Annotated in this window: 21 protein-coding genes and 5 tRNA genes; 15 read left to right on the forward strand and 11 right to left on the reverse strand. The window is 62.3% G+C overall.

Annotated features, from left to right (window positions below; genetic code table 11):
- Window positions 1–110: 110 nt before the first annotated feature.
- Window positions 111–2,069 carry a monovalent cation:proton antiporter family protein gene (locus CFY91_RS10920; RefSeq protein ID WP_093986401.1) on the reverse strand — a complete coding sequence of 653 codons (1,959 nt, stop codon included), beginning with the start codon at window positions 2,067–2,069 and terminating at the stop codon, window positions 111–113.
- 160 nt (window positions 2,070–2,229) lie between these two features.
- Here CFY91_RS10920 and CFY91_RS10925 point away from each other — a divergent pair, with 160 nt between their 5' ends.
- Window positions 2,230–3,333, forward strand: coding sequence for a DUF5610 domain-containing protein (locus tag CFY91_RS10925; protein ID WP_093986402.1), 1,104 nt, complete (start codon window positions 2,230–2,232; stop codon window positions 3,331–3,333).
- A 39-nt stretch (window positions 3,334–3,372) separates the two neighbouring features.
- Window positions 3,373–3,615 carry a glutaredoxin family protein gene (locus CFY91_RS10930; RefSeq protein WP_093986403.1) on the forward strand — a complete coding sequence of 81 codons (243 nt, stop codon included), beginning with the start codon at window positions 3,373–3,375 and terminating at the stop codon, window positions 3,613–3,615.
- Between the two features lie 78 nt (window positions 3,616–3,693).
- Here CFY91_RS10930 and CFY91_RS10935 read toward each other — a convergent pair.
- The 3 genes from CFY91_RS10935 to gliR form a co-directional block, all read right to left on the reverse strand.
- A tRNA-Pro gene (locus tag CFY91_RS10935) sits at window positions 3,694–3,770 on the reverse strand.
- Between the two features lie 62 nt (window positions 3,771–3,832).
- On the reverse strand, window positions 3,833–4,423 hold the full coding sequence (mobA, locus tag CFY91_RS10940) for a molybdenum cofactor guanylyltransferase MobA (protein WP_093986404.1): 591 nt from the start codon (window positions 4,421–4,423) through the stop codon (window positions 3,833–3,835).
- Window positions 4,424–4,468: 45 nt separating this feature from the next.
- Entirely contained in the window at window positions 4,469–5,506 is a 1,038-nt protein-coding gene (gene gliR, locus CFY91_RS10945) for an AraC family transcriptional regulator GliR (protein WP_093986405.1), read from the reverse strand.
- 114 nt (window positions 5,507–5,620) lie between these two features.
- Between gliR and CFY91_RS10950 the strand changes: the two genes are divergently transcribed.
- From CFY91_RS10950 to CFY91_RS10970, 5 genes are all read left to right on the forward strand, one after another.
- A complete protein-coding gene (locus CFY91_RS10950; protein ID WP_093986406.1) occupies window positions 5,621–7,216 on the forward strand; it encodes an FAD-binding oxidoreductase in 1,596 nt (531 codons plus the stop codon).
- Window positions 7,213–8,826 carry a glycerol-3-phosphate dehydrogenase/oxidase gene (locus CFY91_RS10955; protein ID WP_093986407.1) on the forward strand — a complete coding sequence of 538 codons (1,614 nt, stop codon included), beginning with the start codon at window positions 7,213–7,215 and terminating at the stop codon, window positions 8,824–8,826. Before CFY91_RS10950 ends, CFY91_RS10955 begins: the two co-directional genes overlap by 4 nt.
- Window positions 8,819–10,378, forward strand: coding sequence for an FGGY-family carbohydrate kinase (locus CFY91_RS10960; RefSeq protein ID WP_093986408.1), 1,560 nt, complete (start codon window positions 8,819–8,821; stop codon window positions 10,376–10,378). The genes CFY91_RS10955 and CFY91_RS10960 overlap by 8 nt, the downstream gene beginning before the upstream one ends.
- Before the next feature lie 142 nt (window positions 10,379–10,520).
- Window positions 10,521–11,447 carry a chemotaxis protein CheV gene (locus tag CFY91_RS10965; protein ID WP_093986409.1) on the forward strand — a complete coding sequence of 309 codons (927 nt, stop codon included), beginning with the start codon at window positions 10,521–10,523 and terminating at the stop codon, window positions 11,445–11,447.
- Between the two features lie 244 nt (window positions 11,448–11,691).
- Window positions 11,692–12,495, forward strand: a complete 804-nt coding sequence (locus CFY91_RS10970; protein WP_093986410.1) for an MOSC domain-containing protein — start codon at window positions 11,692–11,694, stop codon at window positions 12,493–12,495.
- A gap of 97 nt (window positions 12,496–12,592) precedes the next feature.
- On the opposite strand, the gene CFY91_RS10975 is transcribed toward CFY91_RS10970, so the two are convergent.
- Complete coding sequence (locus tag CFY91_RS10975; protein ID WP_093986411.1) at window positions 12,593–14,518, reverse strand: transglycosylase SLT domain-containing protein; 1,926 nt, start codon at window positions 14,516–14,518, stop codon at window positions 12,593–12,595.
- 228 nt (window positions 14,519–14,746) lie between these two features.
- Here CFY91_RS10975 and CFY91_RS10980 point away from each other — a divergent pair, with 228 nt between their 5' ends.
- Window positions 14,747–16,669, forward strand: coding sequence for an ATP-binding cassette domain-containing protein (locus CFY91_RS10980; protein WP_093986412.1), 1,923 nt, complete (start codon window positions 14,747–14,749; stop codon window positions 16,667–16,669).
- A 24-nt stretch (window positions 16,670–16,693) separates the two neighbouring features.
- A complete protein-coding gene (locus tag CFY91_RS10985) occupies window positions 16,694–17,374 on the forward strand; it encodes a DUF6901 family protein (RefSeq protein WP_093986413.1) in 681 nt (226 codons plus the stop codon).
- A gap of 35 nt (window positions 17,375–17,409) precedes the next feature.
- Here the strand turns inward: CFY91_RS10985 and CFY91_RS10990 are convergent, their stop codons facing one another.
- From CFY91_RS10990 to CFY91_RS11000, 3 genes are read right to left on the reverse strand one after another with little or no spacing between them, the layout of a single operon-like run.
- Window positions 17,410–17,844, reverse strand: a complete 435-nt coding sequence (locus tag CFY91_RS10990; protein WP_093986414.1) for a universal stress protein — start codon at window positions 17,842–17,844, stop codon at window positions 17,410–17,412.
- Between the two features lie 15 nt (window positions 17,845–17,859).
- Complete coding sequence (locus tag CFY91_RS10995; protein ID WP_093986415.1) at window positions 17,860–18,534, reverse strand: glutathione S-transferase family protein; 675 nt, start codon at window positions 18,532–18,534, stop codon at window positions 17,860–17,862.
- A 24-nt stretch (window positions 18,535–18,558) separates the two neighbouring features.
- Entirely contained in the window at window positions 18,559–19,323 is a 765-nt protein-coding gene (locus CFY91_RS11000; protein WP_093986416.1) for a hypothetical protein, read from the reverse strand.
- Window positions 19,324–19,582: 259 nt separating this feature from the next.
- Between CFY91_RS11000 and CFY91_RS11005 the strand changes: the two genes are divergently transcribed.
- From CFY91_RS11005 to CFY91_RS11020, 4 genes are all read left to right on the forward strand, one after another.
- A tRNA-Glu gene (locus tag CFY91_RS11005) sits at window positions 19,583–19,658 on the forward strand.
- 33 nt (window positions 19,659–19,691) lie between these two features.
- A tRNA-Gly gene (locus tag CFY91_RS11010) sits at window positions 19,692–19,767 on the forward strand.
- A 32-nt stretch (window positions 19,768–19,799) separates the two neighbouring features.
- Window positions 19,800–19,875 (forward strand) — tRNA-Glu (locus tag CFY91_RS11015).
- Between the two features lie 5 nt (window positions 19,876–19,880).
- Window positions 19,881–19,956: transfer RNA gene (locus tag CFY91_RS11020), tRNA-Gly, on the forward strand.
- Between the two features lie 58 nt (window positions 19,957–20,014).
- On the opposite strand, the gene lpxH is transcribed toward CFY91_RS11020, so the two are convergent.
- Both lpxH and CFY91_RS11030 read right to left on the reverse strand, forming a co-directional pair.
- Window positions 20,015–20,737 carry a UDP-2,3-diacylglucosamine diphosphatase gene (lpxH, locus tag CFY91_RS11025; RefSeq protein ID WP_093986417.1) on the reverse strand — a complete coding sequence of 241 codons (723 nt, stop codon included), beginning with the start codon at window positions 20,735–20,737 and terminating at the stop codon, window positions 20,015–20,017.
- 4 nt (window positions 20,738–20,741) lie between these two features.
- Window positions 20,742–21,236: a peptidylprolyl isomerase gene (locus tag CFY91_RS11030; protein ID WP_093986418.1), complete on the reverse strand. Its 495-nt coding sequence runs from the start codon at window positions 21,234–21,236 to the stop codon at window positions 20,742–20,744.
- Between the two features lie 135 nt (window positions 21,237–21,371).
- Here CFY91_RS11030 and CFY91_RS11035 point away from each other — a divergent pair, with 135 nt between their 5' ends.
- Both CFY91_RS11035 and cysS read left to right on the forward strand, forming a co-directional pair.
- Window positions 21,372–23,039: a glutamine--tRNA ligase/YqeY domain fusion protein gene (locus CFY91_RS11035; RefSeq protein WP_093986419.1), complete on the forward strand. Its 1,668-nt coding sequence runs from the start codon at window positions 21,372–21,374 to the stop codon at window positions 23,037–23,039.
- Entirely contained in the window at window positions 23,040–24,425 is a 1,386-nt protein-coding gene (gene cysS, locus CFY91_RS11040; RefSeq protein ID WP_093986420.1) for a cysteine--tRNA ligase, read from the forward strand.
- Between the two features lie 78 nt (window positions 24,426–24,503).
- Here cysS and gltA read toward each other — a convergent pair whose 3' ends face one another.
- A complete protein-coding gene (gene gltA, locus CFY91_RS11045) occupies window positions 24,504–25,787 on the reverse strand; it encodes a citrate synthase (protein ID WP_093986421.1) in 1,284 nt (427 codons plus the stop codon).
- Window positions 25,788–25,864 lie beyond the last annotated feature (77 nt).

Genomic DNA, 25,864 nt, shown 5'->3' on the forward strand with positions numbered 1-25,864 from the left:
GGAGGGGGCAATGGTGCAGCGGCGTGACTAAAACACGGCAGCCGGCGGGCTGCCCTTAGACCATAGTCGAAGCGTGGGAATTAACGCAGGTGTGGCCTGTCGTGCCAGCTTCAGCTGGCCAGCAAGTGAGCTTCGCTGCTTTCAATGGCGACCAGCGGGCCCGCCAGGAGCAGGGTGTCGCCAGCTTGCAGGCGCAATTGCGGAGCGGGGCTGAGCTCCTCGCCATGGCGGCGGATGCCCTGTATCTCGACGCCCAGTTGCTCGAGTTGTAGTTCGTCCAGGCTGCGTTGGCAGGCGCTGGCTTGCGCGCTGAGTGTCACTGCGTGCAACAGGGTGCGCGGCTGTTGATGTTGCCCCAGCAGGTCGGCATGACCGCCATGGTAGAAGCCATGCAGCAAGCGGTAGCGTCCGGCTCGTACGGCATCCATGCTCTGTTGTACGCGCGATTCCGGCAGGCCGAGCATGACCAGCGCGTGTGAAGCGAGCATCAGGCTGGATTCCAGCAGCTCCGGCACGACTTCATTGGCGCCCAAGGCCAACAGGGCATCCAGCTTGCTGTCGTCGCGGGTGCGAACCAGTATCTGCAGTTCCGCCTGCAGACGCCGGGCCTGCTCGACAATCTGCAAGGCAGCCTCGCTGTTGTCCACGGCGACCACCAGCAGGCGTGCCTGGGCAATGTTCATGGCTTGCAGCAGATCGGCACGTCGGCAGTCGCCGTAGTGCACGTGATCTTCGCCGGCTGCCGCTTCCTGGACGCGTACCGGATCGTCGTCGAGGGCAATGTAGGGGATGTTCTCGCGCCGCAGGAAGCGGCCGATGGATTGGCCGACCCGACCGTAGCCACAAATCAGTACATGTCCCTGCTGGGCTTCGCCGCTGGCACTGATGGCTTCCAGTGAGCTGTCTCCGCTGTGGCGGCGTTGCAGGCGTGCCGCCAGGCGCGGAGCACCACGCAGTAACAGGGGGGTGACGCTCATCGAGCAGAACACCGCCGCGAGTAACAGGCTGGCCAGATTGCTATCGAGCAGCGTGCTACTTTGCATCTGGGCCAGCAGGGCAAAGAAGAACTCGCCGCCTTGCGCCAGGGCCAGGCCGCTGCGCCAGGCGACAGTTGTGGTATTGCCGCGCAGGCGCACCAGCAGGGCCACGGCTAGCCCCTTGATGGCGATCAGCAGCAGCGTCAGGGCAATAATGGTCAGGCCATGGCTGAGGAACAGGCGCAAGTCGATGAGCATGCCGACGCTGACGAAAAACAAGCCCAGCAGCACGTCGCGAAATGGACGGATGTCGGCTTCGATCTGATGGCGATAGTGGCTTTCGCCGAGCAGCATGCCGGCGAGAAAGGCGCCCAGTGCCATGGACAGGCCAAGCAGGTGGGTCAGCCAGGCCGTCAGCAATACGATGACCAGGGCCATGAGCAGGAACAGTTCATTGGAGCGTGCTGCCGCCACTTCATGAAACAGGCGCGGCAGCAGCCAGCGACTGGCCACCAGCAGGCCGATGAACAGCAGCACGGCTTTGCCCAGGGTCAGCGGCAGCGCCACGTACCAGGCTTGCTCGGAACCGCCGCTGATCAGTGGCAGCAGGGTCAACAACAATACCGCGACCAGATCCTGGAAGAGCAATACGCCAATGGCGTTCTGTCCGTGGGGGGTAAAAATCTCCCCTAGGCTGCTCAACTCCTTGCTGACGATGGCCGTGGAGGATAGGGCGAGGCCGGCGGCCAGGGTCAGCGACACGGCCAGTGACAGGCCGTATAGATGTAGCAGCGCCGCCAGTGGCAGGCTGGTACAGATGACTTGCAGGCTGCCCAGGCCAAATACCGTACTTTTCAGGGCCAGCATGCGTGGCAGGGAGAACTCCAGGCCGAGGGTAAACAGCAGGAACACCACACCCATTTCTGCAAGGATCGACATGTCCTGGCCGCCTGCGCTGATCCAGCCGGCGGCAAAGGGGCCACACAGCACGCCGACACACAGGTAGCCGAGCAGGGGAGGCAGGTTCAGGCGGCGGAACAAGGCAATGGTGATCAGTGATGCGACCAAAATGATCAGCAGGTTGGCGAACAAGATGAACTTCCCCCATGTCGATCTGCCAAGCATGCGATCTGCGGGTTACGGCGTCCAGCACGTCGACCGTCTGTCGCCTGCCTTGTTGACCTGACTCAAGCGTCGCGCCGCTCTGCCGTCATATAGGCATGCACAGCATGCTGCCAGTGAGGTAAACCCGATGAGCGCTCTCTCTTCCCTGACTGCTCAGCCGCGTGCGGCGCTCATGCCCGCTCCGCTCAGCAACGCCCCCTCGGCCGGCACGGGCGTGTTGGCCAATCGTCTGGCCGAGCGCCTGGGCGTATCGCCGTCCAGCCTGCAGGCGCCTACCGAGCAGTTCACTCCCACGCGGGTCGCCGAGCGTGTCTTGGGCTTCATCGAGCAGCGCTTGCAGCGCGAAGCAGCGGATGGCGCTGATCAGGAAAAGTTGCAGGGGCTTTTGCAGCAGGCCCGCGAAGGTATCGAGCAGGGCTTTGCCGAGGCGCGCAAGATCCTGGATGGGCTGGGTGTGCTGCAGGGCAAGATCGCCACGGATATCGATGAAACCTATGCGCGTCTGCAGGACGGTTTGCAAGGCTTGCAGGCCCGCACACTGCCGGCCGGGCAGGGCGTGGCAGCCCTGCAAATGAGTAGCGAACGTCTGACGGCGCGCAGCGAAACCTTCGAGCTACAGGTAACCACGCGCCAGGGTGATCGCCTGCGTATCAGCCTGGCGCAGGCTGCGCTGGACTATCGGCAGACCGATGTGAGTCTTTCCACTGCTAGCGAAGGAACGCGCCTGAGTGTCCAGCAGCGCAGTACCAGCTTGCAGGTAGGGAGCTTCATGGTGGCCGTGGAGGGCGATCTCAACGACCAGGAGCGTGGTGCACTGAATGACCTGCTGCGTCAGGTGCAAGGACTTTCCGGGCAGTTCTACGCGGGTGATCTGGCCGGGGCCTTCGACAGTGCGCTGTCTTTGAACATGGATGGCAGTCAGTTGGCGAGTATGTCATTGCGCCTGACCCAGACCCAGTTGCGTCAGGCCAGCGATACCTATGCCGCGGTGGCGCAGAGTGGCGGTCAGGGGCGTTCCGTTGGTAATGGCTTGCTGGCCGATTACGCACAGGGCCTGCTGCAGGCACTGCGTAGTGCCGAGACGCTGGTCGAGGCCTCCCGGGAGTTGCTGGAGCCGTTGTTGCAGGCGGCGTTCAGCCTGGACCCGCGCTTGAGCGATGTGCAGTTGCCGCGTGCCGAGCAACTCAACAGCCGCCTGCTCGATGGCCTGCAGCAGCGGCCTGCCGCCTGATAGACTGCGCGTCGGAATGGGTGAGCTGGGGCGCGGCATATGGCGATAGAGGTTCAGTTGCTAGGCACGTTGGGTTGTCACCTGTGCGAACAGGCTGAACAGCTGTTGATGCCCTGGTTGGCACGCGACGTGGTGGTCGAGTTGCTGGATATTGCCGAGAGTGAGGCGTTGGTAGCGCGCTATGGCTTGCGCATACCCGTGCTGCGTCGTGAGCGCGATGGCGCCGAGCTGGGCTGGCCGTTTGACGAAGGCAGCCTGGCGGCTTTTCTGCAGGGGGGCTGATGGCAGCAGCCATAAAAAAACCCGCTTTCGCGGGTTTTTTTATGGGTCAACCTTGCTGGCAAGGTGACTCGGGATGTTTGGTCGGAGCGACAGGATTCGAACCTGCGACCTTCTCGTCCCGAACGAGACGCGCTACCAAGCTGCGCTACGCTCCGTTTGATGGCCGGCATTCTACCGAAAAAGTTTTGATGCACAAGGGGTTAGCGAAAGTTTTTTGTCATGCCCGAGGTATCAGGGCGGCAGCCAGCAGCTCGGGGCTGTTGAGATTGGCCAGGCGTGGGTCGTCGATCGGGCATTGCAGTGTCTGGCAACCGAGCTGGCGCAGTACACGTTGCGGGCTGCGTTCGCCGGCCTGCCAGGCTGCCTCGATCTGTGCCTGCACGGCACGTGGAATCAGGCTGAACAGCGGCTCCAGATAATCGCCGCGCGCCAGACAGACAGGCTGTGTGCCGGCGCGCTGCAGCAAGGTCAGGAGCAGTTGGCGATCCAGGCAGGGCGCGTCGCAAGGCAGTACCAGCAGCTGAGCATGGCGTGCCGCGGCCAGGCCAGCACGTATACCGGCCAGCGGGCCGGGGAAGTCTTCCTCGGCATCACGTACCAGCTGGTCGGCATAGGCGACGTAGTGTTCAGCGTTACGGTTGCAGGAGATGATCAGGTCATCGCTGAGCGGACGCACCAGTGCATGCAGCCAGGCAATCAGTGGCCGGCCCTGCCAGTCGATCAGTCCCTTGTCGCGCCCGCCCATGCGCTGGCCGCGGCCACCCGCCAGCAGCAGTACGGAACAAGGGGGCAGGTTGGCTGTGCTCATACGGCATTCTTCCTCAGCGGGGCGCGCTGTATAGCACTGCACTGCTTATCCGCCAAGCCCGCTGGTGGCTTTGTGCTGCTCGCGGTATTGCCCTGGCGTGCAACCGGTCCATTGCTTGAAACTGCGATGGAAGGAGCGTGTCTCGCTGAAGCCTAGGTAGGCGGCAATATCCTGGATGGGCAGTTCGCTGTGCTGCAGATAATGCTCGGCCAGTTCACGGCGCAGCTGGTCGAGGATCTCCTGGTAGCTGGTGCCGGCCTGTTGTAGGTGGCGTTGCAGGGTGCGCAGGGTCATGTGCAACTGCTCGGCAACGCGCTCTTTACGCGGCAGGCCCTCGCCGAGCATCTGTCGTAGCAGATTGCGCACCCGCTGGGGCAAGGGTTGTTGCTCATCGAGACGGGCCAGCAGACCGCTGGCATGTTGCTCCAGGGTGCGCAGCAGGCTGGCATCAGCCTGGCGCAGGGGCAGTTGCAGGTAGTCCTGGGGAATCAACAGGGCGTTGCAGGGTTGCTCGAACAGCACCGGGCAACCAAAGTGTTCCTCGTACTCGGCCTGGCGGCAGTCGGCTGGCCGGGCGTGTTCCAGCCACACTTGCTGCGGTGAGTAGTGCATGTCGGCAATCCAGCGCGCGTAGTGCAGCCAGGAGGCCAGCACGTTTTCGATCAGCTGGCGACGTACCGGCGAGTTGGGATAGTGGCACTGCCAGCTCAGCTGCACCTGCGTATCGTGCGTAGCGATATGGCTGGTGCCCATGTCGCCGACCAGTTTCTCATAGGGCAGGATGCGCGCCATGGCCTGACCGAGGGTGGCGCAGTTCATGGTGATGTAGCCCAGCACGCTCCATGAACCCGGTTGCACGTAGCGTGCAGCATGCAGGCCGAACAGTGGATCGCCGGACTGCTCGAGGAGATTGAGCAGTAGGCGTTCGTGTTGTTCGCCGCTGATCCGTCGGCTGTTGTCGCTCAGCAGGTGGTTGTCCAGGCCGGCGGCGCGCAGCGCCGCCTGGCAATCCAGGCCCAGCGCCTGAGCGTGGCTGAAATATTTGAGCAGAACCGCGACGGCGGTGTAGCCGAGACTGTGCATCTTGCTGATTTTGGCTCGATTGGCGAATGGGCTTGACCGCATCGGACAATGTCCGGCGCGCGCGGCTGGCTAGTATAGGCAGCCTGATCACATCACCGACAAGAGGAGCAGGGCATGCGGCGCTGGAACGGGTGGGGCGAGGAAGCAACTGAAGTCGAACTGCCGGCACATGGCGCGGCGTTTCTAAGCCAGCGGATTGGCGAGGGGCAGCCCTTGCACGATGCCAGCCTGGCCGAGGTGCTGGCCAAGGTGCCGCCGTCGCGCCTGCCCGCCCACCCGCTGGTCAGCACCGATGCCGAGTTGCGGGTGCGTCACGCCCGTGGGCAGAGCCTGCCAGACTGGCTGGCCATGCGCTCCGGGGAGTTTGGCCGGTTTCCTGATGGCGTGGCACTGCCGCAGAGCGCCGAACAGATTCGCGAGCTGCTGCGCTGGGTGGCCGCCGAGGACATCTGTCTGGTGATCTACGGTGGCGGTACTTCGGTGGCCGGGCACATCAACCCGCCGGCCGTGGAGCGTCCGGTGCTGACGCTGTCGCTGGCACGCATGAACCAGTTGCTGGCGTTGGACGAGCAGAGCCGCCTGGCCACCTTCGGCCCCGGCGCCAGCGGCCCGCAGGTCGAGTCGCAGCTGCGCGCACGGGGTTACACCCTGGGGCATTTTCCGCAATCCTGGGAGTTGTCGACCCTGGGTGGCTGGGTGGCCAGCCGTTCCAGCGGCCAGCAGTCGCTGCGCTATGGGCGTATCGAACAGCTGTTTGCCGGCGGCAGCCTGGAAACCTTCGCCGGCACCCTGGAGCTGCCGAGCTTTCCGGCCTCGGCCGCCGGCCCGGATCTGCGCGAGCTGGTACTGGGCAGCGAAGGGCGTTTCGGGGTGATTTCCCAGGTCAAGGTGCGTGTCACGCCACTGGCCGAGCAGGAGCGTTTCTACGCCGTCTTCCTGCCGGACTGGACGCGGGCCTTGCAGGCTATCCGCGAGCTGGTGCAGGCGCGCATTCCGTTGTCCATGCTGCGCCTGTCCAATGCCGTGGAAAGCGAAACCCAGCTGGCCCTGGCCGGGCATCCGCGGCAGATCGCCTGGCTGGAAAAATACCTGGCCTGGCGCGGCGCGGCTGCCGGTAAATGCTTGATGACCTTTGCGGTCACCGGCAACCCGGCGCAGAACGCCTTGTCGCTGCGTCAGACGCGACGTCTGCTCAAGGGCTTTGGCGGGGTATTCACCGGCACCCTGCTGGGTAACAAGTGGGCGCAGAATCGCTTTCGCTTCCCCTACCTGCGCCATGGGCTGTGGCAGGCCGGGTATTGCGTGGATACCCTGGAAACCGCCTGTGACTGGCCGCATGTCGATCAGTTGTTGCAGGCGGTAGAGCACAGCCTGCGCGAAGGCCTGGCCGATGAGGGCGAGCGGGTGCATGTGTTTACCCACCTGTCGCATGTCTACGCACAGGGTTCGAGCATCTACACCAGCTACGTCTACCGGCCCGGTGGTGATTATGCCCAGGCCCTGGCCCGCTGGCAGCGTCTCAAGCATGCCGCCAGTCAGGCCATCGTTGCCAACCATGGCACCATCAGCCACCAGCATGGCGTAGGGCGTGACCACGCACCTTACCTGGCGGTAGAGAAAGGGGCGCTGGGCATGGCCACTCTGCACAGCCTGGCGCAGCATTTCGATCCGCAGCAGCGTTTGTTGCCCGGCGTGTTGCTGGAGTCCTGAGCATGGTCTGGAATGCGCAATGGCGGGCCGCTGCGCTGCCTGCGCTGCTCGCGCAGCCGTGGGACCTGCTGGTGGTTGGCGGGGGGATCAGCGGGGCGGGGATTCTGCTTGAGGCGGCGCGTGCCGGTTGGCGCTGCCTATTGCTGGAGCAGCGCGATTTTGCCTGGGGGACGTCCAGTCGTTCCTCGAAAATGGTGCATGGCGGCCTGCGTTATATCGCCCAGGGCCAGCTGGGCCTGACCCGGGCTGCGGTGCGTGAGCGCCAGCAGATGCTGCGCGAGGCGCCGGGGCTGGTCGAGCCGTTGGGCTTCCTGTTTCCCCATTACCGCCGGGCGTTTCCCGGGCCACGGGCTTTTGGCGGCTTGCTGGCGCTGTATGACGCGCTGGCCGGTCAGCGCAACCGTGCCTATCACGACCTGTGCCGGCTGGGCTATCTGCAGCCCGGTTTGCAGCCCCAGGAGCTGCGCGGCGCCAGTGGCTTTGTCGATGCGTTGACCGATGATGCGCGGCTGGTCATGCGCGTGCTGCATGAAGCGCGCGCAGCCGGTGGCGAAGCGCTGAGTGGCGTACAGGTGCAGGGGCTGCTGCATGCGCCGGATGGGCGTGTCGAGGGCGTGCAGCTGCTTGACCGGGAAAGCGCTCTGCGCAGTGAGCTGCGCTGCCGCATGCTGGTCTGTGCAACGGGCAGCTGGGCCGGGCAACTACAGGCGCCGGCTGGCACTGAACGGATCCGCCCGCTGCGTGGCAGTCATCTGTTGTTGCCACACTGGCGCCTGCCGGTCGCCCAGGCGGTGAGCTTCATGCATGCCCGCGATGCGCGCCCGGTGTTCGTCTACCCCTGGCAGGGCGCCACGGTGGTCGGCACCACGGATGTTGACCACGCCGAGCCTCTCGACGAAGAAGCACGCATCAGCCCGACCGAACTGGAGTACCTGCTGGCCGCCTGCGCTCAGCAGTTTCCCCAGGCGCGCATCGTGGCCGGCGACGTGCTGTCCACTTGGGCGGGTGTGCGTCCGGTGGTCAGCACAGCCGGCAGCCAGCGTGCGCCCTCGGCGGAGAAGCGCGAGCATGTGCTCTGGCAGCAGCCAGGCTGCCTGACCCTGGCGGGCGGCAAGCTGACCACTTTTCGCCTGCAGGCCCGTGAGGTCATCAAGGCCTGTGCCGCCAGCTTGGGCGAGGCCGCACCAGCCTGTCCGGCGCATATCTTCTCCGCGCCGCAGAGCGTAGCGTTGCCCGCCGGGCTTGGTGTGGATCAGCAGCGTCGCTTACGGGGCTACCACGGCCCGCTGCTGGAGCGCCTGGTCGAGTTGCTGGCGGTGTGGGGACATGGCTGCGTGGCACATACTCAGGTCCTCTGGGCCGAGCTGGCCCTGGCCTGCGAGGCAGAACAGGTGTTGCACCTCGATGACCTGCTGTTGCGCCGTACCCGCCTGGGCCTGCTGTTGCCCGAGGGTGGGCGGGCCTGGCTGGAGCCCATAGGCGCGCTGTGCCGTACCTGCCTGGGCTGGGATGAAACGCGCTGGCGTGAGGAAGCCGAGCGCTACCAGACACTCTGGCAGCAGTGCTATAGCCTGCCCACCGCCTACCATGACGAGGCTGAATATGCCTGAAGCCAACTACCTGCTGGCCATCGACAACGGCACGCAAAGCGTGCGTGCGCTGCTGTTCGACCTGCAAGGCAACCTGCTGGGCAAGGGCAAGGTAGAGCTGCAGCCCTACTACAGCAGCCAGCCCGGCTGGGCCGAGCAGGATCCCGAGTATTACTGGCAAAGCCTTGCTGAAGCCTGCCGGCGCCTGTGGGCCAGCGTGGATATCGACAAGGCACGGATTGCCGGGGTGTCGCTGACCACCCAGCGCGGCACCCTGATCAATGTCGATGAGCAAGGCCGCCCGCTGCGCCCGGCCATGCTCTGGCTGGATCAGCGCCAGGCGGCACCCGGCCCGGCCATGCGTGGTCCCTGGGCCTGGCTGTTCAAGCTGCTGCGTGAGGAGCAGACGATTGCCTATTTCCGCGCGCAGGCCGAGGCCAACTGGATTGCCCAGCAGCAGCCGGAGGTGTGGGCACGCACCCATAAGTTCCTGCTGCTCTCGGGGTTTCTGACCCATCGCCTGTGTGGACGTTATGTCGACTCTACGGGCAGCTGTGTCGCCTACCTGCCGTTCGATTACCGGCGTTTGCGCTGGGCCGGCCCGCGTGACTGGAAGTGGCAAGCCATGCCGGTACGCCGGGAGATGCTGCCGGAGCTGCTGCCGCCCGGTGAGTTGCTGGGCCATATCACCGAGCAGGCCAGTGCGCTGACGGGCATTCCCGTCGGGCTGCCACTGATTGCCGCGGCGTCGGACAAGGCCTGCGAGGTGCTGGGTGCCGGAGCGCTGGATGCGCATATCGCCTGCCTGTCCTACGGCACCACGGCGACCATCAACACCACGCGGGCCGACTATGTGGAAACGGTGCGGCATATTCCGCCCTATCCGGCGGCCTTGCCGGGCCACTACAACACCGAGGTGATGATTTTTCGCGGCTTCTGGATGGTCAGCTGGTTCAAGGAGCAGTTTGCCCACGACCAGCGCCAGCGTGCGCTGGATCTTGGCGTGGAGGTGGAAACGCTGTTCGACGAGTTGGTCAACAGTGTGCCGGCCGGCTCCATGGGGCTGATGTTGCAACCCTTCTGGTCGCCGGGGATTCGCGAACCGGGGCTGGAGGCCAAGGGCTCGATCATCGGCTTTGGTGATGTGCATACCCGCGCGCACCTGTACCGGGCCATTCTCGAAGGGCTGGCGTATGCCCTGCGCCAGGGGCGCGAGCGTATTGAACAGCGTACCGGTACGCCGATCACACGCCTGCGGGTCTCCGGGGGCGGTTCGCAAAGTGATGCGGCCATGCAGCTGACCGCGGACATCTTCGGCTTGCCGGCCGAGCGGCCGCACCTTTATGAAACATCCGGGCTGGGCGCCGCGATCGACTGTGCGGTGGGGCTGGGCCTGCACGCCGACTTTGCCTCGGCGGTGGCGGCCATGACCCGCGTCGGCCAGGTGTTCATGCCGCAGCCTGAAGCGCAGGCACGTTATGAGCGGCTGTATCGTCAGGTCTACCTGCGCATGTACCGGCAATTACGCCCGTTGTATCGCAGTATTCGCGAGATAACCGGCTATCCAGCGTGAACCTTGCCAGCTGCCTGATGCTGGCAGTTGTCGCGCGGCTGGGCCATGATGAAGGGGCCTGTCCGCTCAAGAGATGAGCGCCCAGGCCGATAGCAAGCCTGATTCGGGGAAAATCCCGTCGTTTTCTCCTGGGGAGCACGCAATGGCCGGCATTCTCGATACGGTGGATCAACGCACCCAACTGGTGGGTGAGAACCGCCTGGAAATTCTCATGTTCCGTTTGGTGGGCCGGCAGTTGTTCGCCATCAACGTGTTCAAGGTGCAGGAAGTTCTGCAACTACCCAAGCTGACCCTGATGCCGCATCGCCATCCTTATGTGTGTGGCGTGGTCAACCTGCGTGGGCAGACCCTGCCGGTGATCGATCTGTCGCAGGCGATCGGCATGCGCCCACTGGTGCCCAGCGAGCAGAGCACCATCATCGTCACCGAGTACAACCGTTCGGTGCAGGCGTTCCTGGTGGGTAGTGTCGATCGCATCATCAACCTGAATTGGGAGTCGATCCTGCCGCCTCCCGGCGGGGCAGGCCGCCAGCACTACCTGACGGCTATTACCAAGGTCGAGGAACAGATCGTCGAGATCATCGACGTGGAAAAGGTGCTGGCGGAAATCAGTCCGATGAGTACCCGGGTGTCCGAGGAAAAGCTTGCCGATCCGGTTCTGGAGAAGGCCCGTGGCCGCGAAGTGCTGCTGGTTGATGACTCCACCGTAGCGCTCAATCAGTTGCGCGAGACCCTCGCGCAACTGGGCATACGCACCCATAGCGCCAGCGATGGTCTGCGTGCCTTGAATCTGCTGAAAAAGTGGGCCGATGAAGGGCAGGACATGACGGAGCGCCTGCTGATGATCTTTACCGATGCGGAAATGCCGGAAATGGACGGCTATCGGCTGACCACGGAGATTCGTCAGGACCCGCGCCTGCGCGACCTCTACGTGGTCTTGCATACCTCGTTGTCGGGAAGTTTCAACGAAGCGATGGTGAAGAAGGTCGGCTGTGACAACTTCCTCTCCAAGTTCCAGCCTGACCGCTTGGTGGAAGTGATCCGTGAGCGCTTGTTGCGTGACCGTTGACCGCCTGGGCGAGGCCGCTGGCATAGGCTTGGCGGTCCGCTATAAACAGACGCCACGTAGCGCGGCGGAGTAAGCGCAGCGTAACTGCACATGCTCGGCGCGCGGGGCTGCTCTCTTGAGCTGATTGCTCTGGCAGCGCCGCGGGGCCCTTGATCTTTTGTCTGTGCCTGGTCGGCTGTCTGTTCTTGGACTGACCCTCGACAAGGCTATAAACCGCCTTTCAGTGAACGCAGGGAGTGCTGTCGTGTTGCAGTTGAGCCAGCTTTACCGATACCCGTTGAAGTCCGGCGCTGCCGAGCTGCTGCGCAGCGCGTGGATTGATGCGCTGGGCGTACAGGGTGATCGGCGCTGGATGGTGGTGGATGAGCAGAATGGGCGCTTTCTCACGCAACGCCTGTTGCCTGCGTTGGGCCGCATCGTCGCCCGCTGGCAGGGTGAACAGCTGCTGCTAAGTGCGCCGGGCTGTGCGGATCTGCTGGTGCGGGTCACGGATCACGCTGCCGCCCGGCGCATAGTGCAGGTGTGGCGTGACACCCCGCAGGTGGTCGATGCCGGTGAGGCGGCGGCACACTGGCTCAGTTGCCTGCTGCAACGCCCCTGCCGGCTGGTGCAGATTACCGAGGAGACGGCGCGCCAGGTCGACCTGCAATATGCCCGTCCCGGCGAGCGGGTAGGCTTTGCGGATGGCTTCCCGCTGCTGCTGATTGGTGAGGCGTCCCTGCAAGCCCTGAGTGATGAAGTGGGCCGGCCGCTGGAGATGTTGCGCTTTCGCCCCAACCTGGTGGTGTCGGGTAGTCCGGCCTATGCCGAAGATGGCTGGCAACGTATCGCCATTGGTGAGTTGACCTTTCGCCTGGTGAAGCCCTGCGGCCGTTGTGTGATGACCACTCTGGATCCGCAGAGCGGCGAGCGTAGTGCGGACAACGAGCCGTTGGCTACTCTCAAGCGTTTGCGCCAGCACAACGGCGAGGCGTTGTTCGGACAGAATCTGATTGCCGAAGGCTGTGGCGAGTTGCGCCTGGGAATGCCGGTGCGCGTGTTGCAGTAAGCCGTGTAGGCAGGCTTGGCAAAGGGCCAGCAGGCCTTGCAGCCTGCTGCGCATACAACCTCGGGTGTTGTCGGTTTAGCTCTGGGCGGGCAGGCCTTCAGGGTGTGAACTCGCGTTCGTGCCATTCCACCAGTTTCTGCGGGCTGCCCAGCTTCTGTCCGTAAATGACCGCGTAAGTCAGTACGTTTTGTACGTAGCTGCGCGTTTCATCGAAAGGAATGTTCTCTACCCAGACATCGAATGGCAGGTGGCGCGTGTCTTTCAACCACTGGCGCACCCGACCCGGACCGGCGTTATAGGCTGCGGAGGCGAGGATGCGGTTGCCATTGAACTGGCCGTAGACCTGGCTCAAGTAGGCCGCGCCCAGTTGGATATTGGTCTGCGGATTGAGCACATTCTGCGGATTGGCCAGAGGGATCTGGAAGCGTCGGGCGGTTTCCTTGGCGGTGGCCGGCATCAGTTGCATCAGACCCATGGCGCCGGCGTGCGAGCGTGCATCGGCCATGAAGGCGCTTTCCTGGCGGGTGATGGCAAATACCCAGCTGGAGTGCAGGCCGCGTAGTTTCGCCTGTTGCCGCAGTGTCTGGCTGTGTGGCATGGGGAAGCGTACTTCCAGGTCATCCCAGTACTGTGCTTGACTGATGCTGCGGATGGCTGGGAAATACCATTCCATTTCATAACCCAGACGTGCCTGGGCGAGGAGTTCTTCGCGGCTGAACAGGCGGCTGGCGTGGTACCACTCACGACGTGCGTCGACGATCTGCCCACGCGCATGGAACTCCACGGCACGGCGAATGGCCGCAGCGTTGCGAACCTTCTGCATGACCTTGGGGGCGACGGGCGCTGGCTGGTGGCGCAACTGATAGGGCTGCTGCAGCTGGTCGGCAGCGAGGAAACCGTAGAAGTCCCGTTCATTGGCCACCGGCTGGTAGAGACCGATGGCTGCACTGTTCTGCGGCTGGGCCAGTTGCAGGCTGCGTGCCTGCCAGTAGCGCCAGCGATTGCTGCCGGCCAGCTCGCTGGGCATTTTTCGGGTCAGCTGGTACAGCTCGTCCCAGCGACCATCGCGCATCAGTAGGCGTGCGCGCCATTCGCTGACGGTATTGTCGCGCAGTTGCGGGTCGTACTTGGCCATGATCGCCAGCGCCCGGGCATCAAAGCGGCGCGCCAGGGTCAGGCCGATCTCGCGGGCGATAGCCACTTTTTCCGTATCGGAAAATGCCAGGCGGGGTGAGTAGTGCTCCAGCAAGCGCAGCGCCTGCTCCGGGTCCTGGCGTGCCAGGCGGCGCAGGCCCAGGCTGACCACATCGGCCGTGGCACTGTCGGTCTGATTGAAACGACTGGTTTGGGTGATTGCCGCGGGATTCTTGGCGACCTCTTGCAGCAGGGCGCCCTGCTGCGACAGGCTCGGCAGGTCTTTGATCAGGAAGGCCAGCAGGCCGAAATTACGCTCCTGGGCGGCCAGTTTGGCACGTTGCCAACGCAACGCTTCACTGAGCAGGCCTTCCTCGCGCCAGCGTTGAAACAGCGGATCGCAGGCATTGTGCTGCGATTTGCCGACCAGCCAGAGTTTTTCTGCCTGGGCCCGTGCCTGCGGCAGCAGGTTGGCTTGATACAGGTACTGGCCATACAGACAGTCCAGTTCCGTGAAGTTCAGCGCGGGATCATAGTGAGCAGCGAAACGCGGCCATTCACCGCGTTCAGCCAGCCAACGCAGCCAACGCAGCTTCATCCAGCCGATCTGCGGAAGGTCGCCGTGTTCGATGAGAAACTTCTCGATTTCATCGTTACTGGCCCATTTCAAGCGATGGGTCAGCTCGTCATAGGCGAGGTGCGCGGTCAGCGGATAGTCGCGCAAGGCCTGGGCGTGGCGTTTGTAGGGAGCGCTGTCGCCCTTGGCTAGGGCGCGCTTGGCTTCATCGTAGAGCAGGCGCTGCTGGGCCAGGGATGTGGCCTGGGCGCTGGCCAGGGGGAGCAGGGCAAGCAGCAGGCAGGTCAGCAGGCGAGGTAGAGGCAACAGCATGGCTTTTCCGCGAATCGAACGAACAGGGGGCGCGATGGCACCGGCGGGAGGCTAGATTAGCGGTTGGTCAGGCGTCCCGGAAGCCTTGTGCAAAGCGTTGCAACGAGTTTTCTAGCGCCCGGAAGCAGTGCGACAGGCGTCGCATTATCCCCGTCCTGCACAGAAAAATGCCGGCAATGTGCCACGCTAACTCGGTTAGAATGCGCGCCCTGTTTCCGGAGGCTGCCCATGACCCTGCTCAAGTTCACCGATGTATCCCTGGCCTACGGCGCCATGCCGTTGCTGGACAAGGTGTCCTGGCAGATCGCGCGCGGTGAGCGGGTGTGCATCATCGGCCGCAACGGCACCGGAAAGTCGAGCATGCTGCGCCTGGTGAAAGGCGAACAGAAAGCCGACGATGGTGAGATCTGGCGCGCACCGGCCTTGAAAATCGGCGAACTGCCTCAGGAGTTGCCGCGCGCCGATGAGCGTACGGTGTTCGATGTGGTGGCCGAGGGCTTGTCCGGCGTGGGTGAGCTGCTGGCGCGTTACCATCAGCTCAGTCAGAACATTCACAGTGAGGCCGATCTTGAGCAGCTCATGCATGTACAGCAGGAGCTGGAAGCCAAGGATGGCTGGCGTTTGCAGCAGTTGGTCGACAGCACGCTAAGCCGTTTGCAGTTGCCTGCGGATAAGACACTGGCCGAACTGTCCGGTGGCTGGCGACGCCGAGTGCTGCTGGCGCAGGCGCTGGTTTCCGAACCTGATCTGCTGCTGCTGGATGAGCCGACCAACCACCTGGATATTGGTGCCATCGCCTGGCTGGAAGAAGCCTTGCAAGGCTTCAATGGCGCCGTGCTGTTCATTACCCACGACCGGGCTTTCCTGCAGAACCTGGCCACGCGCATTCTTGAGCTGGATCGCGGTGGCCTGATCGACTGGAATGGCGACTATGCGAGCTTCCTCGTGCACAAGGAGCAGCAACTGGCGGCTGAAGAAACCGCCAATGCGCTATTTGACAAGAAGCTGGCCCAGGAAGAGGTGTGGATTCGTCAGGGTATCAAGGCGCGTCGTACACGTAATGAGGGGCGTGTGCGCGCGCTAAAGGCCATGCGTGCCGAGCGTGCCGAGCGACGCGAGCGTCAGGGTAAGGCCAGTTTCCAGCTGGAAACGGCCGACAAGTCCGGTAAGCAGGTCATCGTCGCCGAGCAGGTGAGTTTCGCCCATGCTGGGGGAGAAACGTTGCTCAGGGATTTCTCGCTGGTCCTGCAACGTGGCGATCGGATTGGCCTGCTCGGTGCCAATGGCACGGGCAAGACCACTCTGCTCAAGCTGTTGCTGGGTGACCTGCAGCCGAGTAGTGGGCAGATTTTGGTCGGTACGCGCCTGGAAGTGGCATATTTCGACCAGTTGCGTCACCAGCTCGATCCGGAGAAAACCGTCGTTGATAACGTCTCGGAAGGGCGCGACTTCATCAGTATCGATGGCCAGAATCGTCATGTGCTCAGTTACCTGGGCGATTTTCTGTTCAGCCCGCAGCGTGCGCGTACGCCGGTCAAGGCGCTGTCCGGCGGGGAGCGGGCACGTCTCTTGCTGGCCAAGCTGTTCAGCAAGCCGGCTAACCTGCTGGTGCTGGATGAGCCGACCAATGACCTGGATGTGGAAACCCTCGAATTGCTGGAAGAGGTGCTGCTGAACTTCCCTGGAACCGTGTTGATCGTCAGCCACGACCGGGCTTTCCTCGACAACGTGGTGACCAGCACGCTGGTCTTCGAAGGGCAGGGCAAGGTGCGTGAGTATGTTGGCGGCTACCAGGACTGGCTGCGCCAGGGCGGAAGTATCCGTCTGTTGGGCGTGACGGAGCAGCGTACCGGCAACAAGATGCCGGTTGCCGAAGCTGTAAGTAGTGCGCCAGCGCCTGTTGCAGTTGCCAGCACACCGGGCGAGTCGAGCAAGAAGAAACTCAGCTACAAGCTTCAACGTGAGCTGGAAGCGCTGCCGGCGCAGATCGAGTCGGTCGAAAAACAGTTGGCCGAGGTGCAGGCACAGATTGGCCAGCCATCATTTTATCAGCAGCCTGCGGCACAGACCCAGGCCGTACTGGCTCGTTTGCAGACCCTGCAAAGCGAGCTGGATGCCTTGCTTGAGCGTTGGACTGAATTGGAAGCGTAAGCCTTAGGAATGCACGGAGCGGCCATGGCCATTGAGTACCGTATTACCCTGGATGATAACCACGAGTTCAACTATCGCATCGAGGTGGAGCGCCCAGCCGAGCAGCCGGCGGAGGCGCCGAGCTGGACGCGGCTAGAGTACAACCAGTGCAGCAATTGCCCGCTCAAGAAGGAAAGCTGTAGCCACTGCCCTGCCGCGGTTGATCTGCACAGAGTGGTAGAGGATTTCCACGGCTTGCCGGCCTTCAAGAAGGCGCGGGTTTGGGTGCGCACGCCGGAGCGGGAGTACAGCAAGCATGTCGGCCTGGAAGAGGCCTTGCGTTCCCTGTTGGGCTTGATCATGGCGACCAGCGCCTGCCCGGTGCTGTCTCGCCTCAAGCCGATGGCCTACCAGCATCTGCCTTTTGCCAGTAGTCAGGAGTTCATCCTGCGCACCATTTCCCTGTATCTGGCTCGCCAGTATTTCAACTTCCGTGAAGGGCGTAGGCCGGATTGGGAATTGCGCGGTCTGGTGAAGAACTTCCAGCAGTTGCAACTGGTTAACCAGGCGTTGTGGCAGCGTATCCACGATACCTGCGAAGGGGACTCCAATCTCAAGGCGTTCCTGTCGTTCTTCTCCATGGCGTCAAGCATGACCTATTCGCTGGAAACCCAGCTGCAGAAGATCCGTCCGATGGTGATGAGTGCCGGTGACGCTGCTGAATAGCGGGTTCCGGCTGGCTCACGCCTGTTCCGGGTGAGTCAGTCGGCCAGGTGGACGGCCAGTACATCCAGCCGGGCGCCGTGTAGTAGTTCGTTAGCCGTGGAACCCAGCAGTAGAGCCAGGCCATGGCGTCCGTGGCTGCCAACGACGATAAGGTCGCAACACAGCTGTTCGGCGAGGCTGTGGATTTCATGCCGCGGCTGACCGCTTAGCAGGTGTCTGTCTTCGTCACGCAGAGCGCTGTATTGCGCAGCGAATTGCCTGAAGCGCTGCATGGCTTGTTCGGTCTGTTGTTGCTGGAGCAGTGATAGGTCCATGGGGACGTCGGCAGCAAAGGCCATGGCGAGGGGTTCTATGACGTGTACCAGGCTGAGCCGGGCTTGGCTGCACTGAGCCAATGCCATGGCCCGCTGCATGACCGCATGACACTGTTCGCTGAGATCCACGGCTACCAGAATGTGCGTGTAGGGCATGCTGCTCTCCTGGGGTCAGGGCTGGGTATGGCGCGCCTTGTGCAGTTTGGCGAGCAATTTTTCCTCACTGGCCAGTATGTCCTGTAACGCAGGTCGTGCTACGCAGCGTGCAAAGAGCCCGGCCAGTCCCGGCCAGCGCTGGCTGTCCAGGATTTCTCCGCCATGACGCATGTTGATCAGTTGGCAGCACAGCGCCAGGTCAGCCAGGCTGAATGCATCACCGAGCAGATAGGCCTGGTTGCCCAGCTGTTTTTCCAGGTAATCGAAGTGGGCCGGCAGGCGTTCCTCGAGGGCCTTGCGGACGATCTGCTCGTCGCAGGGTTGCCCCATGCTCGGCTGCAGAACGCGCTGGCGGAAAATCGCGAAGGTGGCGTGTGGCGCCAGTTCATAGTCAGCGTATTTCTCCAGCCACAGTACACGAGCCCGTTGTCGTGCATCGCTACCGTACAGGGCCTGCGGATGGGCGTGGGCTTCGGCCAGGTACTGGCAGATGACGCTTGAGTCGGCCAGTTCGAAATCACCATCGCGCAGGGCAGGAATGCGTCCCAGTGGGCTGAGCTGGTAGTACCACTGTGGTGGATTGAAGGGCAGAACCATCTCCAGCTGATAGTCCAGGCCTTGTTCTGTCAGATACCAGCGCACCTTGCGAACAAAGGGGGAGAGGGCGGCGCCAAATACGCAGAGGCTCATGCTCGGCTCCTTGCTAGTGGACGGTTAAAAAGATTTTTTCTTCCAGTCGTCTTCTTCATCCAGGGCTTGCAGCCCTTCGGTCAGTGCATTGCTGAGGTTTTCGTCGGGAGCGGAGGCTTGCAGTACCAGCGCATTGATACGCTCGAGCTGCTGTTCAAAAAGTTGCAGGGCTTTCTGATGCTTGGCTGGTTCAGGCTGCTTCTTCAGGTATTGCACGCCGCGCTCGATTGCCAGGCGGGCTTGTCGTGGTTCATTTTTCTGCAGGTAGTGCTGGCCCAGGTTGCTGAACAGTTCGATGTGCGTGTGTACCAGTGCCTGGCGAATCTCGCCGGCCCATTGCTTGCTTTCTGCAGCGCTGAGTTGCTGCTCCTGGGTGGCGCGGGTCAGCAGGCTATGGAAATTTTCCAGGAGAAAACGGATTTCCTTGGCTTGCGCCTCGTTGCTGACAGCGCGAGGTGCATTGCGTACGGGAATGCCATCTGCTTTTGACACCAGATTGCGCAACTCCTCAATACGAGTGCGCAGGTCGCTGTTGTTCTTTTCCAGGGGCAGCAATCGCTCGCTGAGCTTGAGCTCCATGTTGCTGAGTAGCAATTTCATGGCAGGGGTCATCAACTGACCGGGCATGCTTTCCGATACGTCGGCACAGCGACGGATACGGTCTTGCAGGTCGGCGCGCTGGCGTGCCTTTTCCAGTTTGCTGTTTTCCACCACATGGTTGATGTAGGCAATGCTGCCGAGAAGAATGATGCCGATGACAATCAGTAGGGTGATCAACAATGGCGACACGGGACTGCTCTCTTCACTGGATATGCCAAGGAGTGTAGTGCCTAGGCGTGTCGGCTGATAGAGGTGAGGGACTTTTTGCGCCAGGCCGACGTTTGGCGAGCTAACGGCTGATACGAAGGTTGGGCTGAAGTCTTTGATTTTAAAAATGTTTGCAAGAGGCTTGACGCCCGTCTGCAGGCTCCATAGAATGCGCGCCACTTCCACTGACAAGCCGCAAGGCGGTTGATGGTAAGTGTTGAAACGTTGGTTTTGCTGCTGTGTCCCCTTCGTCTAGTGGCCTAGGACACCGCCCTTTCACGGCGGTAACAGGGGTTCGAGTCCCCTAGGGGACGCCACTTAAGTGGCGTCACTGGCACGGTAGTGATAGAGCGGGAATAGCTCAGTTGGTAGAGCACGACCTTGCCAAGGTCGGGGTCGCGAGTTCGAGTCTCGTTTCCCGCTCCAGTTTCAAGCAGACGGTACTTTTAGTATTGTTTGTCCCCTTCGTCTAGTGGCCTAGGACACCGCCCTTTCACGGCGGTAACAGGGGTTCGAGTCCCCTAGGGGACGCCATGTTTGCGGGAATAGCTCAGTTGGTAGAGCACGACCTTGCCAAGGTCGGGGTCGCGAGTTCGAGTCTCGTTTCCCGCTCCAAATTTAAAAAGCCAGTCTAACGACTGGCTTTTTTTATTCCTGAAAAAAGCCTTGTTGGCTAGTCCAGCGCAAAGGCTTCCAGTCGTGCTTCCTGTGCGGTGATTTCCAGTGCCCAGCCTTGTTGGTCCCAGTCGCCGAGGACGATGCGTTCGCCTGGTTGTTCGTTGACCTGCAGCGAGTGACGTGCGGGGCGATGCGTGTGGCCGTGGATCAGTCGTTGTACGCCGTGAAGTTGCATCTGGCGCAGAACTTCCTCGGGCGTGACGTCGACAATGTCGTTTGCTTTCATGCGCACCTGGTTGCGGCTTTCGTTGCGCAGTTTGCGGGCTAATTTGTGGCGTGCCGAGAGCGGCAGGTGGCGCAGAATAAACAGCGTTGCCGGGTGGCGCAGGATACGACGTAGCTTCATGTAGCCGAGGTCGCGGGTGCACAGGCTGTCACCGTGCATGAGTAGCGTGGGGATGCCGTAAATATCGATGCAGGTGGGGTCGTTGAGTAGTTGGCAGCCGGCGCGGCGACAGAACGCCTGGCCGATCAGGAAGTCGCGGTTGCCGTGCATCAGCCCTATGCGTGTGCCGTGTTCGCTGAGTTGGCGCAGTTCATCGGCAATTTGCTGCTGTAGCGGTGACATGCCGTCATCGCCAATCCATGCCTCGAAGAAGTCGCCGAGTATGTACAGCGCTTCGGCCTGTCGTGCGCGACCATGCAGGAAATGCACAAACGCCCGGGTGATATCCGGGCGTTGTTCTTCCAGGTGCAGATCAGAGATCAGCAGGATCATCGGTTTACTCGATGATCTCGGCGTTCTCGATGATCACATCCTCCACCGGGACATCCTGATGGCCCATGCGGCTGGTGGTCGCTACGCCCTTGATGGCATTGACCACGTCCATGCCTTCCACGACCTCGCCGAATACCGCGTAGCCCCAGCCCTGCACGGTGGGAGCGCTGTGGTTGAGGAAGCTGTTGTCAGCAACATTGATGAAAAACTGTGCGCTGGCCGAGTGCGGCTCCATGGTGCGTGCCATGGCAATGGTCCCGACCTTGTTGGCAACGCCGTTGTTGGCTTCGTTCTTGATCGGAGCGCGGGTGCTTTTCTGCTGCATGCCCGGCTCGAAACCGCCGCCCTGAATCATGAAGTTGCTGATCACGCGGTGGAAGATGGTGCCGTCGTAGTGGCCGTCTTTCACGTACTGCTTGAAGTTGGCCACGGTTTCCGGGGCTTTGTCTTCAAAGAGGTTGAGAGTGATGACGCCGTGGTTGGTGTGCAGTTTGATCATTGCGGTATCCGTGATTGAGGCATTCTGACCCCGAAAGTGCAGCCGCTCTGTCGGGGGCTTGACAGGTTGGTTATCATACGGACTTTGCCCGAGACGGCCTACCCTGTGCCGCATATCTGCCAAGTTAAGGATCACATGAGCAAGCCCACCGTCGAAAAAGCCGCGAACTTCCTGCGCCCCATCGTCCAGGCCGATCTGGACAGTGGCAAGCACGCCAAGATCATCACCCGCTTCCCGCCTGAGCCCAACGGTTACCTGCATATCGGTCATGCCAAGAGCATCTGCCTGAATTTCGGCCTGGCTCAGGAGTTCGGCGGCGAGTGCAACCTGCGTTTCGACGACACCAACCCGGCCAAGGAAGACCAGGAATACATCGACGCGATCAAGGCCGACGTGCAGTGGCTGGGCTTCCAGTGGGCCGGCGAGGAACGCTACGCCTCCAATTACTTCGATCAGCTGCATGCCTGGGCCATCGAGCTGATCAAGGCCGGCAAGGCCTTCGTCTGCGATCTGAATGCCGACGAGATGCGCGAATACCGCGGCAGCCTGACCGAGCCGGGCAAGAACAGCCCGTTCCGCGACCGCTCCGTGGAAGAGAACCTCGACCTGTTCGCCCGAATGAAGGCTGGTGACTTTCAGGACGGCGCCCGTTCGCTGCGCGCCAAGATCGACATGGCCTCGCCGAACATCAACCTGCGCGACCCGATCCTCTACCGCATCCGCCACGCCCATCACCACCAGACCGGCGACAAGTGGTGCATCTACCCGAGCTACGACTTCACCCACGGTCAGTCGGACGCCCTGGAAGGCATCACCCACTCCATCTGCACCCTGGAGTTCGAGGATCACCGCCCGCTGTACGAGTGGTTCCTGGCCAACCTGCCGGTGCCGGCCCAGCCGCGCCAGTACGAGTTCGCCCGTCTCAACCTGAACTACACCGTCACCAGCAAGCGCAAGCTCAAGCAGCTGGTGGACGAGAAACACGTGCAGGGCTGGGATGACCCGCGCATGTCGACCCTGTCCGGCTACCGTCGCCGCGGCTACACCCCGGCCTCGATCCGCACCTTCTGCGACATGATCGGCGTCAACCGCGCTGGTGGCGTGGTCGATATCGGCATGCTGGAATTCGCCATCCGCGAGGACCTGGACGCCAATGCGGCGCGCGCCATGTGCGTGCTCAAGCCGCTGAAGGTGGTGATCACCAACTACCCGGAAGGCCAGGTCGAGAACCTCGAACTGGCGCGCCACCCGAAGCAGGACATGGGTGTGCGTGTGCTGCCGTTCTCCCGTGAGATCTACATCGACGCCAGCGACTTCGAGGAAACCCCCCCGGACGGCTTCAAGCGCCTGATCCCGGGCGGCGAAGTGCGCCTGCGCGGCAGCTACGTGATCCGCGCGGATGAGGCCGTGAAGGACGCCGCCGGCAATATCGTCGAGCTGCGCTGCTCCTACGACGAGAACACCCTGGGCAAGAACCCTGAAGGCCGCAAGGTCAAGGGCGTGATCCACTGGGTGCCGGCCGCCGAGAGCGTCGAGTGCGAAGTGCGCCTGTACGACCGCCTGTTCCGCTCCGCCAACCCGGAGAAGAGCGAGGAGGGTGGCAGCTTCCTCGATAACATCAATCCGGATTCGCTGGTCGTCCTCACCGGCTGCCGGGCCGAGCCGTCGCTGGCCAACGCTGCGCCGGAAGAGCGCTTCCAGTTCGAGCGCGAAGGCTACTTCGTCGCCGACCTGAAGGACACCCAGCCGGGCAAGCCGGTGTTCAACCGTACCGTCACTCTGCGCGATTCCTGGGGTCAGTAAATGGCACTTTCCATCTACAACACCCTCTCCAAGACCAAGGACGTCTTCCAGCCGCTGCAAGGCAACAGCGTGCGCATGTACGTGTGCGGCATGACCGTGTACGACTTCTGCCATATCGGCCATGCCCGCGTGATGGTCGCCTTCGACGTGGTGACCCGCTGGCTGCGCGCGCGCGGCTATGACGTGACCTATGTGCGCAACATCACCGACATCGACGACAAGATCATCAAGCGCGCCAACGAGAACGGCGAGCCGTTCGAGGCGCTGGTCGAGCGCATGATCGCCGCCATGCACGAGGACGAGGCGCGCCTGAACGTGCTGCGCCCGGACATCGAGCCGCGCGCCACCGGCCATATCGCCGGCATGCACCAGATGATCCAGACCCTGATCGACAAGGGCTACGCATACGCCCCGGGCAATGGCGACGTGTACTACCGCGTCACCAAGTTCGAGACCTACGGCAAGCTCTCAAGGCGCAAGATCGACGAGCTGAAGATCGGTGCGCGCATCGAGGTCGACGAGATCAAGGAAGACCCGCTGGACTTCGTGCTGTGGAAGGGCGCCAAGCCGGGCGAGCCGAGCTGGGATTCGCCCTGGGGCAAGGGTCGGCCGGGCTGGCACATCGAGTGCTCGGTGATGTCCACCTGCTGCCTGGGCGAGACCTTCGATATCCACGGCGGCGGCCCGGACCTGGTGTTCCCGCACCACGAGAACGAGATCGCGCAGAGCGAGGCAGCCACCGGCAAACTCTACGCCAACGCCTGGATGCACGCCGGCGCGGTGCGCGTGGACGGCGAGAAGATGTCCAAGTCCCTGGGCAACTTCTTCACCATCCGCGAGGTGCTGGAGAAGTACCACCCGGAAGTGGTGCGCTACCTGCTGGTGTCCAGCCACTACCGCAGCCCGATCAACTACTCGGAAGACAGCCTCAAGGAAGCCAAGGGCGCCCTGGAGCGCTTCTACAACGGCCTGAAAGGTCTGCCGGAAGTCGCGCCGGCTGGCGGTGAGGCATTCGTCGAGCGCTTCGGCGCGGCCATGGACGACGACTTCAACTCGCCGGAAGCCTGCGCCGTGCTGTTCGAGATTATCCGCGAGGTCAACCGCCTGCGCGAGTCGGATGAACAGGCTGCCGCCGGCCTGGCCGCCCAGCTCAAGCAGCTGGCCGGTGTGCTCGGCGTGCTGCAGCTGGAGCCGGAGGCCTTCCTGCAGGCTGGCGCTGCCGGCAAGGTCGATGCCGCCGAAGTCGAAGCCCTGATCGCCGCGCGCCTGCAGGCCCGTGCCGAGAAGAACTGGGCAGAAAGCGATCGCATCCGCGACCAGCTCACCGCCATGGGCGTGGTGCTGGAAGACGGCAAGGGCGGCACCACCTGGCGTCTCGTTGACTGAAAAATACGCTGCACACAAAAAAGCCGCTCTGTAGAGCGGCTTTTTTGTGCTCCCGCCATGGGCGGGAGCTGTTTGCGCTTAGCGCTTGTCCAGCGGATTGTAGTCGCGCTGCGCATAGCCGGTGTACAGCTGGCGCGGACGCCCAATCTTGTACGGGCCGGAGAGCATTTCCTTCCAGTGCGAGATCCAGCCGACGGTACGAGCCAGGGCGAAGATCACGGTAAACATGCTGGTTGGGATGCCGATGGCCTTGAGGATGATCCCCGAATAAAAGTCTACGTTGGGATACAGGTTGCGCTCCACGAAGTAAGGGTCGTTGCGCGCAATTTCCTCCAGCTTCATCGCCAGTTCCAGTTGCGGGTCGTTGATTCCCAGTTCGGCGAGTACTTCGTCGCAGGTCTGCTTCATGACCTTGGCGCGCGGATCGAAGTTCTTGTAGACGCGGTGACCAAAGCCCATCAACTTGAACGGATCGTTCTTGTCCTTGGCCTTGGCTACGAACTTCTCGATGTTTTCCACACTGCCGATTTCTTCCAGCATGGTCAGTACGGCTTCGTTGGCGCCGCCGTGGGCCGGGCCCCAGAGTGCGGCAATACCGGCTGCGATGCAGGCAAATGGGTTGGCGCCCGAAGAGCCTGCCAGGCGTACGGTGGAGGTCGAGGCGTTTTGCTCGTGGTCGGCGTGCAGAATGAAGATGCGGTCCATGGCCTTGGCCAGTACCGGGCTGATCGGTTTGATCTCGGCCGGGGTGTTGAACATCATGTGCAGGAAGTTTTCCGCGTAGTTCAGGTCGTTACGCGGGTACATGATGGGCTGGCCCATGGAGTACTTGTAAACCATTGCGGCAATGGTCGGCATTTTGGCGACCAGGCGGTGTGCTGAGACTTCACGGTGCTTGGGATTATTGATGTCCAGCGAGTCGTGGTAGAACGCCGAGAGGGCGCCCACGATGCCCACCATGATGGCCATCGGGTGCGAATCGCGACGGAAACCGTTGAGGAAGCTCTTCAGCTGCTCGTGAACCATGGTGTGGTTCTTAATGGTTTCGAAGAACTTGGACTTTTGCTCGGCAGTCGGCAGTTCGCCATTCAGCAGCAGATAGCAGGTTTCCAGATAGTCGGAATGCTCGGCGAGTTGCTCGATCGGGTAACCGCGGTGCAGCAGGATGCCTTTGTCGCCGTCGATATAGGTGATTTTCGACTCGCAAGAGGCAGTCGACATAAAGCCAGGATCAAAGGTGAACCGACCCGTGGAGGTCAGGCCCCGCACATCGATAACATCAGGGCCTACGGTGCCGCTCAGGACGGGCAGTTCGACGGGGGCTGCGCCCTCGATGATCAACTGCGCTTTTTTGTCAGCCATGCTGGCCTCCTATTTATGCTTGGAATCATCAGTGGCCCCCCACGCAGGGCCCGCATCACTATAGAGGCATAAATGCG

This window comes from Pseudomonas fluvialis (assembly GCF_002234375.1).
Classification (GTDB): Bacteria; Pseudomonadota; Gammaproteobacteria; order Pseudomonadales; family Pseudomonadaceae; genus Aquipseudomonas; species Aquipseudomonas fluvialis.

Coding starts and splice junctions, on each gene's coding strand:
- cysS (WP_093986420.1), top strand. CDS start 23,040: ATGGCACTTTCCATCTACAACACCCTCTCCAAGACCAAGGACGTCTTC.
- CFY91_RS10965 (WP_093986409.1), top strand. CDS start 10,521: ATGGCCGGCATTCTCGATACGGTGGATCAACGCACCCAACTGGTGGGT.
- CFY91_RS10950 (WP_093986406.1), top strand. CDS start 5,621: ATGCGGCGCTGGAACGGGTGGGGCGAGGAAGCAACTGAAGTCGAACTG.
- CFY91_RS10925 (WP_093986402.1), top strand. CDS start 2,230: ATGAGCGCTCTCTCTTCCCTGACTGCTCAGCCGCGTGCGGCGCTCATG.
- mobA (WP_093986404.1), bottom strand. CDS start 4,423: ATGAGCACAGCCAACCTGCCCCCTTGTTCCGTACTGCTGCTGGCGGGT.
- CFY91_RS10930 (WP_093986403.1), top strand. CDS start 3,373: ATGGCGATAGAGGTTCAGTTGCTAGGCACGTTGGGTTGTCACCTGTGC.
- CFY91_RS10975 (WP_093986411.1), bottom strand. CDS start 14,518: ATGCTGTTGCCTCTACCTCGCCTGCTGACCTGCCTGCTGCTTGCCCTG.
- gliR (WP_093986405.1), bottom strand. CDS start 5,506: ATGCACAGTCTCGGCTACACCGCCGTCGCGGTTCTGCTCAAATATTTC.
- CFY91_RS10960 (WP_093986408.1), top strand. CDS start 8,819: ATGCCTGAAGCCAACTACCTGCTGGCCATCGACAACGGCACGCAAAGC.
- CFY91_RS10995 (WP_093986415.1), bottom strand. CDS start 18,534: ATGAGCCTCTGCGTATTTGGCGCCGCCCTCTCCCCCTTTGTTCGCAAG.
- CFY91_RS10980 (WP_093986412.1), top strand. CDS start 14,747: ATGACCCTGCTCAAGTTCACCGATGTATCCCTGGCCTACGGCGCCATG.
- CFY91_RS11035 (WP_093986419.1), top strand. CDS start 21,372: ATGAGCAAGCCCACCGTCGAAAAAGCCGCGAACTTCCTGCGCCCCATC.
- lpxH (WP_093986417.1), bottom strand. CDS start 20,737: ATGATCCTGCTGATCTCTGATCTGCACCTGGAAGAACAACGCCCGGAT.
- CFY91_RS10985 (WP_093986413.1), top strand. CDS start 16,694: ATGGCCATTGAGTACCGTATTACCCTGGATGATAACCACGAGTTCAAC.
- CFY91_RS11030 (WP_093986418.1), bottom strand. CDS start 21,236: ATGATCAAACTGCACACCAACCACGGCGTCATCACTCTCAACCTCTTT.
- CFY91_RS10990 (WP_093986414.1), bottom strand. CDS start 17,844: ATGCCCTACACGCACATTCTGGTAGCCGTGGATCTCAGCGAACAGTGT.
- gltA (WP_093986421.1), bottom strand. CDS start 25,787: ATGGCTGACAAAAAAGCGCAGTTGATCATCGAGGGCGCAGCCCCCGTC.